The 15096-nt window shown below is 47.7% G+C and carries 15 protein-coding genes and 2 tRNA genes; 6 read left to right on the top strand and 11 right to left on the bottom strand.

Annotated elements, in window-relative coordinates; genetic code table 11:
• Positions 1-140: 140 nt before the first annotated feature.
• Together NLBNIHML_RS24405 and NLBNIHML_RS24400 are read left to right on the top strand one after the other, a co-directional pair.
• Positions 141-917, top strand: a complete 777-nt coding sequence (locus NLBNIHML_RS24405; RefSeq protein WP_339259497.1) for a DeoR/GlpR family DNA-binding transcription regulator — start codon at positions 141-143, stop codon at positions 915-917.
• Positions 918-921: 4 nt separating this feature from the next.
• Entirely contained in the window at positions 922-1818 is an 897-nt protein-coding gene (locus NLBNIHML_RS24400; protein WP_494352981.1) for a Cof-type HAD-IIB family hydrolase, read from the top strand.
• Positions 1819-1884: 66 nt separating this feature from the next.
• On the opposite strand, the gene NLBNIHML_RS24395 is transcribed toward NLBNIHML_RS24400, so the two are convergent.
• Together NLBNIHML_RS24395 and NLBNIHML_RS24390 are read right to left on the bottom strand one after the other, a co-directional pair.
• Positions 1885-2556: an MgtC/SapB family protein gene (locus tag NLBNIHML_RS24395; protein ID WP_342572194.1), complete on the bottom strand. Its 672-nt coding sequence runs from the start codon at positions 2554-2556 to the stop codon at positions 1885-1887.
• 281 nt (positions 2557-2837) lie between these two features.
• Positions 2838-3485 (bottom strand): flavin reductase family protein, encoded by a 648-nt coding sequence (locus NLBNIHML_RS24390; RefSeq protein ID WP_339242956.1) that lies wholly within the window; start codon positions 3483-3485, stop codon positions 2838-2840.
• 127 nt (positions 3486-3612) lie between these two features.
• On the opposite strand from NLBNIHML_RS24390, the gene NLBNIHML_RS24385 reads away from it, so the two are divergent.
• Entirely contained in the window at positions 3613-4311 is a 699-nt protein-coding gene (locus NLBNIHML_RS24385; protein WP_339240371.1) for an ArsR/SmtB family transcription factor, read from the top strand.
• A 33-nt stretch (positions 4312-4344) separates the two neighbouring features.
• The gene (locus tag NLBNIHML_RS24380; protein WP_339259491.1) at positions 4345-4500 is read left to right on the top strand and encodes a hypothetical protein; all 156 of its coding nucleotides are present in this window, start codon (positions 4345-4347) and stop codon (positions 4498-4500) included.
• 36 nt (positions 4501-4536) lie between these two features.
• On the opposite strand, the gene NLBNIHML_RS24375 is transcribed toward NLBNIHML_RS24380, so the two are convergent.
• The 3 genes from NLBNIHML_RS24375 to NLBNIHML_RS24365 all read right to left on the bottom strand — a co-directional run bounded on the left by NLBNIHML_RS24375 (position 4537) and on the right by NLBNIHML_RS24365 (position 5262).
• Positions 4537-4625: transfer RNA gene (locus tag NLBNIHML_RS24375), tRNA-Ser, on the bottom strand.
• A gap of 6 nt (positions 4626-4631) precedes the next feature.
• Positions 4632-4707: transfer RNA gene (locus tag NLBNIHML_RS24370), tRNA-Asn, on the bottom strand.
• Between the two features lie 93 nt (positions 4708-4800).
• A complete protein-coding gene (locus NLBNIHML_RS24365; RefSeq protein WP_036669054.1) occupies positions 4801-5262 on the bottom strand; it encodes a SprT family protein in 462 nt (153 codons plus the stop codon).
• Between the two features lie 119 nt (positions 5263-5381).
• Between NLBNIHML_RS24365 and NLBNIHML_RS24360 the strand changes: the two genes are divergently transcribed.
• Both NLBNIHML_RS24360 and cmpA read left to right on the top strand, forming a co-directional pair.
• A complete protein-coding gene (locus tag NLBNIHML_RS24360; RefSeq protein WP_339240370.1) occupies positions 5382-5738 on the top strand; it encodes a hydrolase/acyltransferase in 357 nt (118 codons plus the stop codon).
• A gap of 180 nt (positions 5739-5918) precedes the next feature.
• The gene (cmpA, locus tag NLBNIHML_RS24355; RefSeq protein ID WP_017690033.1) at positions 5919-6062 is read left to right on the top strand and encodes a cortex morphogenetic protein CmpA; all 144 of its coding nucleotides are present in this window, start codon (positions 5919-5921) and stop codon (positions 6060-6062) included.
• 180 nt (positions 6063-6242) lie between these two features.
• Here cmpA and NLBNIHML_RS24350 read toward each other — a convergent pair whose 3' ends face one another.
• The 6 genes from NLBNIHML_RS24350 to NLBNIHML_RS24325 all read right to left on the bottom strand — a co-directional run bounded on the left by NLBNIHML_RS24350 (position 6243) and on the right by NLBNIHML_RS24325 (position 15032).
• Positions 6243-8462, bottom strand: coding sequence for a Tex family protein (locus NLBNIHML_RS24350; RefSeq protein ID WP_339240369.1), 2220 nt, complete (start codon positions 8460-8462; stop codon positions 6243-6245).
• 469 nt (positions 8463-8931) lie between these two features.
• Positions 8932-11121, bottom strand: coding sequence for an alpha-galactosidase (locus tag NLBNIHML_RS24345; protein WP_494352980.1), 2190 nt, complete (start codon positions 11119-11121; stop codon positions 8932-8934).
• Between the two features lie 234 nt (positions 11122-11355).
• A complete protein-coding gene (locus tag NLBNIHML_RS24340) occupies positions 11356-11706 on the bottom strand; it encodes a type II toxin-antitoxin system PemK/MazF family toxin (protein ID WP_024630714.1) in 351 nt (116 codons plus the stop codon).
• A 3-nt stretch (positions 11707-11709) separates the two neighbouring features.
• On the bottom strand, positions 11710-11991 hold the full coding sequence (locus tag NLBNIHML_RS24335) for a CopG family ribbon-helix-helix protein (protein WP_017690037.1): 282 nt from the start codon (positions 11989-11991) through the stop codon (positions 11710-11712).
• A 260-nt stretch (positions 11992-12251) separates the two neighbouring features.
• Positions 12252-13439, bottom strand: coding sequence for an alanine racemase (alr, locus tag NLBNIHML_RS24330; RefSeq protein WP_494352979.1), 1188 nt, complete (start codon positions 13437-13439; stop codon positions 12252-12254).
• A 393-nt stretch (positions 13440-13832) separates the two neighbouring features.
• Complete coding sequence (locus NLBNIHML_RS24325) at positions 13833-15032, bottom strand: DUF4367 domain-containing protein (protein WP_339240365.1); 1200 nt, start codon at positions 15030-15032, stop codon at positions 13833-13835.
• Positions 15033-15096 lie beyond the last annotated feature (64 nt).

The following is a 15096-nucleotide window of genomic DNA, read 5'->3' as shown; positions in this document are numbered from 1 at the left end:
GTACGGGGAAAAAGTAAATTCCTTATCAAAAAACTTACAAAACCTTACGTTGACTTATAATATTGCAAATCGCATTAGGAATACTTATAATTAAAGTATCATGATAAGTACGGTCATCCATACCCTTGGAGGTGACATGTTTGTTTCAAGAAGAACGAATGCAGCTCATTGTTGAACATCTTCACAAACACAATCGCATCTCAGCTGATGATATTGTCACTTTGTTTGATGTATCACGGGATACCGCTCGCAGGGATCTGATCAAGCTTGAGGAACAGGATGCCATCATTCGAACACGTGGCGGTGCAATTCTCCCCCCTCCTCCGCAAAAGTTCAGATCCTACAAAGACCGTTTACTCGATGTATCTGAGGAAAAAAGAGCCATTGGCAAACTCGCTGCCGCTATAGTAAGACAAGGCGAGATCATTATTCTGGATTCTTCCACGACCGTGCAGGCTTGTGCCGAGAATTTGAACGGCAAATCTTGTACCGTCATTACCAATTCGATTCATTCCGCTGATCTTCTCTCCAATCACACGGCTGTCCAGATTCGTTTGCTCGGTGGCAAAGTGGATAAGGAACAACGTTATGTCTATGGTACCTCTGTGATCGAGACACTTTCCCACTATTATGTAGATAAAGCCTTTATCGGAATTGGCGGTATCACTATGGACGGCTTCAGTGCTTCCGAAGAGGAAGGTAAAATTAAACACCAAATGATGAAAGCTGCCAAGAAAGTCATTGTTCTTGCAGATCAATCCAAGTTTGATAAACGATATGGTTATCGTTTTGCTGACTGGTCATTGGTGGATGTATTGATTACGGATCAATGGCCAACCCAAGAATGGCTTGTTTTTCTAGCCGAACAACAGGTTGAGATTCTCATTCCTGAACCTACAGATGATAAGGAGTTGTAAATATATGAAATTATTTGCCACAGATTTAGATGGAACTTTGTTGAACAGAGATAGCCAGATTAGCCCGGTGAATGCCGCAGCCATCCAAAAGGCCCAGCAATCCGGTATGAAAGTTACCATTGCTACAGGACGCGTCTATTCCGATGTAGTGACCATCAGCCGCGAAGGCGGGATCAAAACCCCAATTATCGGCTCTAACGGAGCTACGATTCATGATGCAGACGGTGAACGTCTATTCCATCTTCCGCTTGAGCGCGACACAGCTGCTTCCGTTATGCAGTGGCTGGAAGATCATGATGTCTATTATGAAGCTTCAACGCAACAAGGCATCTATGCCCCACTTAGCAGTCATGAAACCTTGCTCGCAGAGATGGAACGTGTTCTTGGTTCGAACCCTGGTGAGGACATTGCACGCATGATTCGGGGCATTAAGAAACATTATCAAAAAAAAGACTACCACCGGGTAAACAGCCACCTCGAAATTCCGGCAGAAGCCTATATCTATAATATTATGGCCTTCTCCATGAATCCGGACAAAGTAAAAACAGGACGAGAACACTTCGCTTCCCGAACGGATGTCGCTATGGTTGTATCCTTTGAGCACAACTTCGAAATGCAGCACCCGGACGTATCCAAAGGGAATGCCCTCACCAAACTGGCGGCTCACCTGAACATCTCCATGGAAGATACAGCAGCGATCGGGGATAACTTCAACGATGTCTCCATGTTAAAAATGGCAGGACTCGGCATCGCCATGGGTAATGGCGAACCCGAAATCCAGGCATTAGCCAAAGCCATAACGCTGACCAATGTGGAGAACGGCGTTGCACATGCCATTGAGTGCCTGCTTGAAGGTAGACCGGTAGCCCGTCCGGAAACGATTGTTGGAGAAGGACAGTAATCCCGCAACGGAATTAAATACTGAAGCTGCATGGTCGCCTGTAGATCCATGCAGCTTCTCTTCGTTTCATTTCAACTCAGCAGATCGAACGTGAGGCACGTCCTGTAACAAAATAATCAGTTGCTCGCCCCGATATGAACCCGGCAGTTGCAACGTGAACTCAAGCACAGTCTCTTCTATGGAGTCTGTGCTTGAATGCTGTTCTGTCTTAAATCCGATGACCGAGATCTTCTCTTGCCCCAGCAGTGCCAAAACACGTTTCAGGGCCTCTCCCTCATTCTGCAGATGGATGGTTAACGTCTCTGTTCGAGCGGATACCAACCAGCGTGTGGGCCTATGCAGTAACATCTGTGCTACGACAATAAGCAGTGTCACGCCTGCACCTGTCCAATACAGACCTGAACCGACAGCAAGTCCCATGCCTGCCGTAGCCCATATGCCAGCCGCTGTGGTCAATCCCCTGACCGTGTGGCGCTGTGTGAAGATCATGCCTGCTCCAATGAACCCCACACCGCTAACGACCTGTGCCGCAATCCTTGATGGATCAAGCGACAGATTGGCCCAGCCCGCCTGATCCTGGAATCCATACTTCGATACAATCATCATCAGGGCCGCGCCGACAGCGACTACAAAATGAGTACGAATTCCCGCCTCTTTCATTCGATTCTTGCGCTCATATCCGATTAACACACCACATATTCCAGCTATGAGTACACGCATCAAATATTCCAATTCCATGCACATCACCTCTTTTACTATGTATATGCTTACATTTGCTATCTTTACTATTACCCAATCTTTCACTGACTACATAAGTTGAATTAAAGATTATTACACTGGCACTACGATGACAGAACAACCTTCCAATCGCTGTTATCCCCAGATTTTTTCGATTCCCTTTTCTAAAGGGAAAATCCGGTGATAAAGGCGAACGCTTCGCTTCTTCAGTTTTTTTCTGTCCTCTTCGTTATCGTGTAAATGATTAATTCATCTTATACAATAAAAAGCCTTTACTCTGGTCAATTCTCTGACCGAAAATTGCTCCCTTGTCTCTCTCCCAATCCGAAATAATGTCTGAAATTATAGATCAGCGGATGCCATTCTTCTGGATTAATCTTGTTTGGTCCAGATATCAGTCGTGTGTGTGCATGCACCTTCAACGCTTTCACTTCCACAATCGCCATGAACGGTGTATGTTCGGGAATGCGTATGTGTTGTACAGCCGCTTCAATCTGGAGCGGACATTCGACTATTTTATCTGGAGCCACCTGAACGGAGCATTCGGATGTCAGTCCAGCTACAGTGAATTTATCATGACAATATTCATAGCCCATCTGCCTTTTCTCCTCAGGAACCGGGTTAACTCCCGTATAACGGCCTAATGCCTCAACCTGTCTCCACATGGTCGCATCTGGTAAATTAATCACACACTCCGGATGTCGAATCAGATTTTCATAGGCTTTCCCCTGTGTACCTATACCTAGCACCAGACAGTCCCCCAGCGCCCAGGATGAGGACAGTGGAGACACGTTGGTTGACCCATCCTCGTTTAATGTACTTAGCAGCAATACAGGGGTACCATAATATAAAATACTGGGATTAATCGTTTCATGTCGTACCACTGTGGAATTTTTGTTCAGCTGCCCAGTAGCAGCCTCCGGTTTCATTATCTTGTTCACCTTGTTCATTTTGTACCTCTCCTGTTCCAATCCATTCGTTTATAAGCTTCGTCTGATCCGTATGGGACGATACAACCGAATTGTAATACAGTAATAGTTCAGATATGATCGAAGTATGAATGTATACCCGAATATCACTGTTATTGCGTCGTTAATCGCTGATCCAAGTCGCTCCATTTTTCTGTCATCCTTACTGGATGGCCGGGCGTTGCCCGCAGGAGAGCTTGCTCATATGGCAGGTGTCACGCCCCAGACGGCAAGCAGTCATCTCGCCAAACTCGTAGAGGGAGGATTACTGGAAGTTGAACAGCAAGGCCGTCACCGATACTACCGTCTTGCAAACAAGGAAATTGCTAATCTGATTGAAACCATGGCCAGTATTGCTCCGCCTGTACAGATCCGCTCTCTCAAACAATCCAATCAGCTTCAACAACTGAGTTATGCACGGACCTGTTATGGGCATCTGGCCGGGAAATTAGGAATCTCGCTCTGTGAAGCCTTACTACAGAAGGGTTATCTTGAAGAGCCCGAAGAGGCACACAGCAAGGATTATCAAGTTACAGAAAAAGGAACACAGTGGTTCACTACGTTTGGAATTAAACTTCAGATGAAGCCAGGATCACGCCGTGCCATCGCTCGCAAATGTCTGGATTGGAGCGAACGCCGTCATCATCTCTCAGGCATGCTTGGGGAACAACTCAGACATCGATTATCGGAACTGGACTGGATTCGCCAAAAAACAGGAAGTCGCTCTGTCGAAGTAACGGAAGCAGGCAAGAAAGGTTTATACGAGGTGCTGGATATTTCACTTTAGCGATACAGAAAAATATACGAAGGATACTCCAAGATGAGAACGCAAAAAATCCCCTTCACACTGAACCGTTATCCGGTCAAATGTGAAGGGGATTTTGGGTTGAATCAGAACGGAGAGAGAGGGATACTCTCACTTCGTTCGAGACTGCGGAGTATTGCTAACGAAGCTTATGCTCCGACGAACCTTTAGGGTTCTCATCCCTTTGCAGAGAAGTTTAATTCAGAACGGAGAGAGAGGGATTCGAACCCTCGCACCGCTTACGCAGTCTAACCCCTTAGCAGAGGGTCCCCTTATAGCCACTTGGGTATCTCTCCAAGAAATGGCTCCCCGAACAGGGCTCGAACCTGTGACAACTCGATTAACAGTCGAGTGCTCTACCAACTGAGCTATCAGGGAAAATTAACTTGAATAAGATTAATTTATCATGATTAATAATCCAAGTCAACATGCCTTCCATCACTTTCTCCAATACATTGAATGATACTCACATCAGATATTCTGAAGGCCCAGCTTTCCCGCGCAACGACCACACCGGTAACGCTTCGGATCTATTTTCCGTTTGCGCAAATATTCCGTCCCGCAGCTCTTGCATACCAGCTTATAACGATAAGGTAGCGGCTTTCTGCCTTTGCCATCAGGCAGAGATTGACAGTAACGCGAACCGCCCACCTTCTGCAATAAAGCCTTGAATTCCGGGTCACGATGCTGATAGCCGCGTCCACGAATATGCAGATGATAGTGGCACAGCTCATGCTTGATAATTTTTTCAACCTCATCTCGCCCGTAGGCTTCGAGTTGATGCGGATTGATCTCAATCCGGTGACTTTTGAGCATATAACGCCCTCCCGTCGTGGTCAGACGACTGTTAAACAACGCTTCATGGGTGAACGGTACTCCGAAATGATCCAGTGATACCTGTTCAATCCACTGTTGCAACTCCTCATTTTCCATCGGTGTCCTCTCCTTGCACCCCCTCGGAGCATTTGTTTTTCCGGCATAATACTTGAATTTTAACCGTTTCGTAGGCTACACTGTCAAGTAGAATGTATGAGGGGAGATTATTACTCGTTATGCCTACAATGCGCTATGTCATCCTGCAGCAGGAACAACAATTGCAGTTCGTGGAAATGCCGGCGGATTACGCCTATCAACTTAGCGCGCTCAATCTGCGCCTTCACAAGGAGATAGATAAACTCACGGCAGCAGATGTCCCTGTCCTGCCTTGGGCAATCGCCGAATGTGACAACCTCGATCTTCTGAACGAAAATCTTACCATCATCGGCGGCCTTGATTATATCAATGCGCTTGAAGAATCTTTTGCAGTACTACGTGAGAGCCATTATCCCTTGATTTCCTTGCTTACTGAAATCCGGGCGCTCCAGGCTCAATTGGAACAATGGTATGAAGAAGAGATGGAAGCTCTCTAATTCATCTGAGGTATCATTTTAAAATGACAAGTTCAAGAAGCGCAACTCCCGGCATTGGGAATTGTGCTTTTTGGCGATTAAGATAATGATTTGGCGGAGCTCCTCACTTAAGCCGCACAGTCCAGGCTATTGCCACATATGCTAACGTACAGATGAATTATGCAAGAGGAGGAGATACCCTTGCCTCAATGGCTTTGCAATCAACTGATGCGTGCATTTCACAAAAAGGATAGCCGCCAAATCAAGTTGCTGAACGAATGCTGGTTCTTTTATCGCAACAAACCAGCAAATGGCACACCACGCAGTGCAGAGAACGAACTTTAAAAGGTTTCCTAAAGTCTGCTTTGGATTATGAAGGATGGCCTTTAGAACACGCACTTTAAGAAAATGCACATATTCCCACCGTACTTATCAGAGGAATTAGAACGGACAACGGGACTATTACTGTCGACAACAAACAGCCTTCCCTGTTCAGGGAAGGCTGTTCTCCAATTCTGTTGCTTATTAAGACTGTTGCGCAGAAGCAGGCTTCTTCATCGTAAGGCCGACACGCCCTTTTTTGGTATCCACATTCATGACCCACACCGTTACATTATCCCCGACAGATACAACATCCATCGGATGTTTAACATATCCGTTGCTGAGCTGTGAGATATGGACAAGCCCATCACTCTTAATCCCAATATCAACAAAGGCACCAAAATCAATAACGTTCCGAACTGTACCTTGCAGCTCCATGCCTTCCACCAGATCCTCAATTTTCAATACATCTGTACGGAAGATTGGCAACGGCATCTCCTCACGCGGGTCACGACCCGGACGCTGCAAGCTGTCCAGAATGTCACGCAATGTAGGCACACCTACGTCCAGTTTCACAGCCAGTTGCTCCGGCTGTTGCTCGGACAGTAACACCGACAGTTCCTTGCTGCCGAGCTTGTCCAGTGCAACCTGAAGCTCCTTGAACAGCTGATCGACAACCTTGTAGGACTCAGGGTGAATTGGCGTACGATCCAATGGATTCTCACCCTCACCAATACGCATAAAGCCTACGCACTGCTCATAGGTTTTGGCACCCAGACGCGGCACCTTCTGAAGCTGACGACGGTTCGTAAACCGGCCATTCTCTTCACGGTACTTCACAATGTTCTTGGCAATCGTAGCGTTAACTCCAGCCACATATGACAGCAACGAAGGTGAAGCCGTATTCACGTCCACACCGACATGGTTAACTGCAGATTCGACGACAGCCTTCAGGCTTTCTTCCAGAACCTTCTGGGAAACGTCATGCTGATATTGCCCCACACCAATAGCTTTTGGATCAATCTTAACCAACTCCGCAAGCGGATCTTGTACCCGGCGTGCAATGGAAGCTGCACTGCGCTCCGCAACATCCAGATCCGGGAACTCTTCCTGGGCCAGTTTGGATGCAGAATACACACTCGCCCCTGCTTCGTTAACAATCAGATACACCAGACTTTCATCACCGTTCTCCTGAATGATCTCGGCAACAAACTGCTCCGTTTCACGAGATCCGGTACCATTACCAATGACGATCAGTCCGATATCATATTGCTTGATCATGCGGTGGAATACTTCCGCAGCTTCACGTTTCTTGTTGTGCGGTGGCGTTGGATAGGTCACAGCCACTTCCAGCAGCTTGCCCGTATCATCTACGACAGCCAGTTTACAGCCCGTACGATAGGCAGGATCGACACCCAGCACACGTTTGCCATGAATCGGTGGTTGAAGCAATAGATTACGCAGATTGGCCGAGAATACCGAGATGGCCTGATTTTCGCCTTTTTCCGTCAGTTCTCCACGAACTTCACGCTCGATGGAAGGCGCAATAAGCCGCTTGTATGCATCTTCAATCACATCACGCAGGATATCCTGCACGGCAGAAGCACCACGAATGATCTGTCCTTCCATATGACGATGGGCCGGTTCTGCCTGTACGTCCAGGCCAACTTTCAGAATATTCTCACGTTCCCCGCGATTAATCGCGAGAATTCGGTGTGGAGGCATCTTTTTGGCCAGTTCGCGGTAATCATAATAATTCTCGTACACGGACTCTTCTTGAGCATCCTTCGCTTCTGAAGTCAGCATTCCGTGATCCAAGGTGTACCGACGAATCCATGCACGAATGGCAGCATCGTCTGCGATGTTCTCAGCAAGAATGTCTTTGGCTCCCTGAAGTGCCGACTCCGCATCTTCTACGCCCAGTTCAGCATTGATATATTTCGCAGCTTCCTGGAGTACATTGCCTTGCTTCGGTTGACCCCAGATCCATACAGCAAGGGGCTCAAGACCTTTTTCCTTAGCCACGCTTGCACGCGTTTTCCGTTTCTGACGGAACGGACGATACAAATCTTCCACTTCCTGCAGCTTCACAGCCTGGGTAATGGAATTCTTCAGTTCTCCGGTCAGCTTGCCCTGTTCCTCTATAATACGGATGACTTCCAATTTGCGATCCTCAAGATTGCGCAGATAGACAATGCGTTCTTCAATCAATCGCAGCTGGTTCTCATCCAGCTCTCCAGTCATTTCTTTACGGTAGCGGGCGATAAATGGAATCGTATTGCCTTCGTCCAGAAGCTCCGATGTCGTACGGACCTGCTTCAAGGACAGTGACAGTTCCTTGGCTACCTGTTTGATGATTCGTTCATGGCGTTCTGCCTTTATTGTTTCTTCATTGGGTTCCAGAACCGTTTCCTGTTCAGACAAAATAAATCCCTCTTTCCTTCCTGAATCTGAATCGTTCGTTACAATCATTTCAGGGCAGCTTTGCTGCTGTAATTACAGTATAGTTGAACCATTTGTTTTTTCCACTCTATCCTATATTATCACAAAATCACATCCAGATTTCCATCAATCCGCAAGCATACAAGTTCTGACAGAATGATGTCATCCTCCAGCCTTCCCCATTACGGCAAAAAAAGACCGAAAAACGTCATCACGACGCTCCTCGATCCTCCCTTGTTTAAAAACTCTATATACAATAGCAATCTAATAAGTGAAACTACTCATTTACACTATGACGGAGAGGACAGAAAAAACCTGAAAAAGCGAAGCGTTCGCCTTTATCTCCGGATTTTCCCTTTGAGAAAGGGAATCAAAAAATCTGGGGATAACAGTGATTGGAAGGTTATTCTGTCATCGTAGTACCCGTGTAAATAAATTGTAGTTCACTTATCTAGACGCGTTCAAAGCGGAACAGTTCGCTCAGATAGTCTCCTGATGCACTGCCTACCGAAATACCGCCATACATCAAGGCATCGCCGGTAAAGGTCTCTGATCCGCCTTTCAGACGATAATCCGCATTCGGGTCCAATCCTTTTAGCTTCAGGCGCTGAAGAGGCGCATTAGGCTCGGAGAGCACACGGAAGTAGAATACAACCGCTTCACTTCCGTCTGGTGCAATAAACATCCACGCCGTCTCATTGCCTTCAAACGGACTGAGCAAGCGACGGAACGTTCCATATTGCACCGTTCCACGGATCTCCTTGTACAGCTCAACCTGGGCTTTCACGATGTCGTTCTCTTCCTCCGTGAATTTCGTCAGGTCCAGCTCATACCCGAAGTTGCCCGACATCGCCACATGTCCCCGAATCTCAAGAGAAGTGATCCGGTTCACCTGATGATTCGGTACCGCCGAGATATGCGATCCCATGGAGCTCACCGGATACACAAGACTGGTACCATATTGAATCCGCAGACGGGATATCGCATCCGTGTTATCACTTGTCCACGTCTGTGGCATGTAATAGAGCATACCTGGATCGAAGCGGCCACCACCACCTGAACAGCTCTCGAACAGAATGTTCGGGAACGCCGAAGTGATTCGTTCCATAACGTCATACAATCCGAGCATGTAACGGTGCGCAGTCTCACGCTGTCTGTCTGCCGGAAGCAATGCGGAACCCACTTCCGTCATATTGCGGTTCATATCCCATTTCACATAAGTGATTGGTGCAGAACCAAGTACGTCTGTTAACATGCGCACGATCTCATCACGTACATCCTGACGAGAGAAGTCGAGCACCAATTGTTGACGTCCTTCTGTCCGGCGACGGTCAGGAACATGAAGACACCAGTCCGGATGCGCACGATATAACTCACTGTCTGGTGAGATCATCTCAGGCTCAAACCACAGTCCGAACTGCATGTCCAGACCTGTTACGCGGTTTGCCAGATCATCCAGCCCCTGTGGCAATTTGTTTTTATCGACAATCCAGTCACCCAGCGAGGAGTTATCACTGTCCCGGTGTCCAAACCAACCATCATCCAGAACAAACAGCTCAATACCCAGCTTCTGCCCAGCGCGAGCAATCTGTTCAATCTTGTCCGCATTGAAACCAAAGTAAGTCGCTTCCCAGTTATTAACCAGTACCGGGCGCTCCGCATTGCGGAATTTGCCGCGTGCCAGACGCTCCCGATACAATTCGTGGTAGGACTGTGACATGCCATCCAAACCTGCAGCCGAATACACCATAACGGTCTCAGGTGTCTGGAAAGCTTCCTGTGGCTCCAGCTTCCAGCTGAACTCGAACGGGTTGATCCCAAGCGATACACGGGTGGTGTGGAACTGATCCACTTCAGCCTGTGCGGTGAAGCTACCACTATAGACGAGACTGAATCCGTAGACTTCACCTTGATCTTCATCCGTACCTGGTGTCATCAGCGCAATAAATGGATTTTGCTGGTGACTGCTTGAACCGCGACGACTCTCGATGCCTTGCAGGCCTGACGCAAGCGGTCTGCGCACGATATCACGTTCCCGTGTCCAAGCCCCTGACAATTGCAACAATTCATAATCCGCATGCGGGAAATCGACAGAAGAACTGAGCGCACGCACCACATTCACAGCGGTAGCGCTCTCATTCACGATACGCATGGAGCGTGTAATTGCATTAAATGCCGTAAAGGCTGTATAAGAAAGCTCGATCTTGATACTAGCGACGCGGTCTTCCAGCTCAATAACCAACGTCTCTGCTTCGTCATCGGATTCAACGTATGTTGCTGGCAGTCCGGTAAGTGCTGCCTTTCCTTTGACCAATCGATGACCTGTATACGTAAACTCCGAAACCGTTGAGCCATTCTCAAGTTCCAATTGGATTGCAGGGTTACGGAAATCACTCGTGCCATACACTGGCAATTCCACTGGCAACGTATCGAAGGAGATCGTACGATCCTCTGGCACCGGGTTAGGGCTAAAGGACGCTCGTTCTGTCCGTACATGCAACCAGCTCAGATCGGTGTCGCGTAATTTTTTGCCATAATACAAATGCACCAAATATCCTGAAGGCAGTACCTGAAATACGTAACTGGCCTCACGGGTCTGTAAATGAAATTGAAGTTTCTCCTGATTGATGTAAATGCTCATATGTCTCCTCCACCTCTCTATATAGGTCTTTCGGGTAAACGGTTTCTCAGGTTTCATTATAGCGAAAAGATCGCCAATGTTCTACGCTTTCATCAAGCTTTAATCAAAAGAGCGTACAACAGCCCGAAGGATGTCATACGCTCTTTTGGTTACAGTCTGAATTCAGTGTGTTCCCTTACAGGAACATCCATTGCCAACGGACAGCAGGGCAGCGTACAAAACGCTGGTTACTGCCTAAAAATCGATTAATCCCAGGCTGATCTGCAAGGCTTCGTTGACCAATTTCATGGTCTCCTCGTCCAGATGGGTAATCTTATCAGTCAGCCTCTGCTTATCGATCGTCCGTATTTGTTCGAGCAAAATAACCGAGTCCCGGTCAAAGCCATGAGCCGCCGCATCAATTTCAACATGCGTTGGCAGCTTTGCCTTCTGGATCTGGGCGGTGATAGCCGCCACAATACAAGTTGGACTAAACCGGTTGCCAATATCATTCTGGATCACCAGAACCGGCCTGACTCCACCTTGCTCGGAACCGACAACGGGAGAAAGATCCGCAAAAAAAACGTCACCACGTTTTACGATCAATGTCTACACCCCGCTAACTAAGCGGTCCAGAGTGCTGTCCGCATCTTCCTCCGCATGAAAGGCTTCGGATGCCATGGTCAGATTAATTTTTGCCATCTCCATGTACCCTCGCTGCATCGTTTCACGGATGTAACGTTTCTTACGCTCCGTTAAATACAGCTTCATAGCCTGCCTAATCAATTCGCTGCGGTTGGAATTCTCCAGCGCTACGATGCCATCCACTTCCTGCAAAAGATAATCAGGTAAACTGATCATGATCCGCTTGGTGTTCTGCAAGTTGGCCACCTTTCTTCCACCCCCACAAACCTTTCGCCATTGTGAACCAGTATTACGTTTTTCCAGAACTTTTATACAAAGGAATATATATGCCCCGAGTATATCAAGTATGCTGTACTCCATTATAAACACGGGGAACAATATTCGTACAGACCAAACATCTCAATTCAGGAATTAAATCCTCACTGTCATACAACATTCGAGATGCTCCGACAGTTTTCCTTCTGTTCTGAAAAAAAGTTTATTGGTAATGACGTCCAGTTTACCTGTCAGGATGTCAAAAGTGGATTAATTTTGGCGACTACTGCTCCCCCACGGGTATATACCCGTGGAATGCGGTGCGCCATCATGCAAATCACTTCATAAGCAATCGTACCGAGCTGGGATGCCACCTCGTCTGCGGTTATAACGCCATCAGACTGATGACCGATGAGGACAACCTCTTCGCCGACTTGAATTTCTTCCGCTTCTTCTGCGAAAGATTGTAACGACACCATACACTGATCCATGCAGATTGTACCGACGACAGGGACGCGGCTGCCGCGTACAAGCACTTGTGCTTTACCTGTCAGCATTCTTGAGTATCCGTCTGCATATCCGATTGGCAGGGTCGCTATTCGTTCGTACCCTTGCGTAAAATAACGGGTTCCGTAACTGATCCCCCAATGGGGTGGCAGTGTTTTGACCAGAACCGCTTTCGTCTTCAGCGTCAATACCGGGGACAGCTTCACCACCTGATGATTCACCTCAGCCGAAGGATACAGTCCGTACAGGCTTATTCCCACACGTACCATATCATAAGACAATTCAGGTGTATCAATGGCAGCGGCGCTGTTCGCCGTATGTATAATCGGGATGGAACATCCCTGATCCCTGAGCGCATGAACCACGCCTTGGAACCGTCGATACTGCTCCAGTGTATAGGTTTTGTCTTCTTCATCCGCTCTGGCAAAATGGGTAAACATGCCTTCCAGCATCACCTGATTAAGCGAAGCTACTTCCTGGATGAAAGCCAATGCCTCATCGCCAGGTAATAGACCTAATCGGCCCATACCGCTGTCAATTTTAATATGAACCTTCAGTTTGTTCGCGAATGTGCTCGCATCCAGATGTCGAATGGCGTCAAGCACTTCCCTGCTGAACAGCGTGATGGTCACATCATGTTTCCATGCAGCAGCAATCCCTTCAGGCGGCGTATAACCCAACACCAGAATTGGAATCGTAATCCCATGTTGTCGCAGTTCCAGCGCTTCGTCAAGAAAAGCAACACTTAAGTAATCCACACCCACTCGTTCCAGTTCTCTGGCCATCTCCACCGCTCCGTGCCCATAAGCATTGGCCTTCACACAGGCGAGGAATTTCATGCCCTGAGGCAATGCCTTGCGGAAAGCTTCTACGTTAGTACACAAATGATCCAAATTGATGTCCGCTTGGGTCGGCCGATATTGTCCTTGCACGTTAAGTCACCTTCTCTAATCATCTTAATCCGGCTCACGTCAGACTCCATCGTAATGCTCCTGCATGTGACTGTCAAATGAACCGAAGTTTCACATTCAAAAACAGGTGCAAGGCGCGCCGTTTGAGGAACCAATGTGAATACAGAAGAAGACCGATAAGCAAGATTGACAGGGTATAATTTCACTTTTCACCCCATCAAAGAGCTGCTTATATCGATTATTTACCCGGTTCCCTCTGCATAGAAGCGCATTTTGCATTATTGGATGATGGAGCAGGAGAAATGGTTCCAGATAAATACCTGTCTCTCATCAAACAAAGCACCGGAGAACGGGTCTCCGATGCTTCTTAGCATTCCTTATGTTTATGCAACTATTCGTTCTTTTGTGCAAAAATCATTTGCCTGACTCTTCCTGCATTGATGTTGCGATGCGTACCATTTCGTTCTGAGGCAGGTCTGCACTGGTGATCCGATATTCTATGCCATCTGTCATCCATGTCAGAGTCTTCAATGCATCTCCGCTGATCATTCCCAATGTGAATCCAAGATCCACTACACTGGATGGAGCAAGCGATACAGCTCGATCCTGAGGTCTGGCTTCGAATATCGTGTAATTATAGGTTCCTTCATAACGAAGCATGACCGAATAGTCTCCTGCCTCTTCCAGGATCTGATCATCCTTGAGCTGTACGCCTTCCGGTGCATAGGTTGGTTGAATCACGCCGAAGCTGTCTGCCCCTTCCGGTTCAGCAAGTGTTGGCTCTTCGCCTTCCTGACCTGTTGCGGCCCCCTCTGTACCTTGCTGCTCTGTGTCCCCACCCACACCCGTCTGTCCATCAGTGACAGCTCCTTCTGGTTCAGGCGCAGTCTGAGGGTTGGCTGGTTCTTTGCCGCCCTCATTACCGGTTTGCTCCACAGGAGTCACACCGGAGTCGGTTCCTGTCTTGCCGCCTTCTTCAGTACCGGCTGTCATGTTACGTTGCATGTCAAAGGCATCTTTCTCAAATTCAGTCCCGAATTTGAAGGAGTCAAATTTCACATCGACCACAACATTGGCATTGGAGTCGGATACCTCCACCTGTTTAGGTGCATAATCACTTTTGTTCAGCCAGATCTTCTGTCTGACAAGTGCATGTGTATTATAATTGGCAGCTACATCAAATACATAGCTCTCCTTCTCATCCGCAAACTGGCGGGTTGTATCCCCCGTAATGCTCCGAATCAATGTTTCATAGAGATATACCTGTCCTTGATTATCCGGCCAATTGCTCTGAAAACGGAAGCTTTTGTTCTGGCTCGGTGTCAAAACAAACACGCCTTCATCGTTACGCAGTACAATCTGTGTTACATCCTTTTTGGCATTCGTTAATGCAATACGATAATAGGAAGGCTTCTGATGCCACACCTCGACCTTGTACTGCTGCGGCGCATCTCCGGTATGCAGCGTCATCACGCCTGCCCCCTGGTAACTTTCCATCTCTCCTACGACTTCGTTCAGATCTTTGACCACAGCTGCCGCATCCTTCTTCCCGCAGGCGGCAAGTAAGGCCGATAAGACCAATACCATGGCAAGCATCCATGATATTCGGCGCATGACATCATCCCCTTTAGCACATGTTTTCACTTCAGGATTGTGCTTGCAGCAGAACCCCTACTTG

The sequence above is a fragment of the Paenibacillus sp. JNU01 genome (assembly GCF_059130585.1).
Note: the sequence above shows the minus strand (reverse complement) of the source record. Positions and strands in the feature narration are given on the sequence as shown.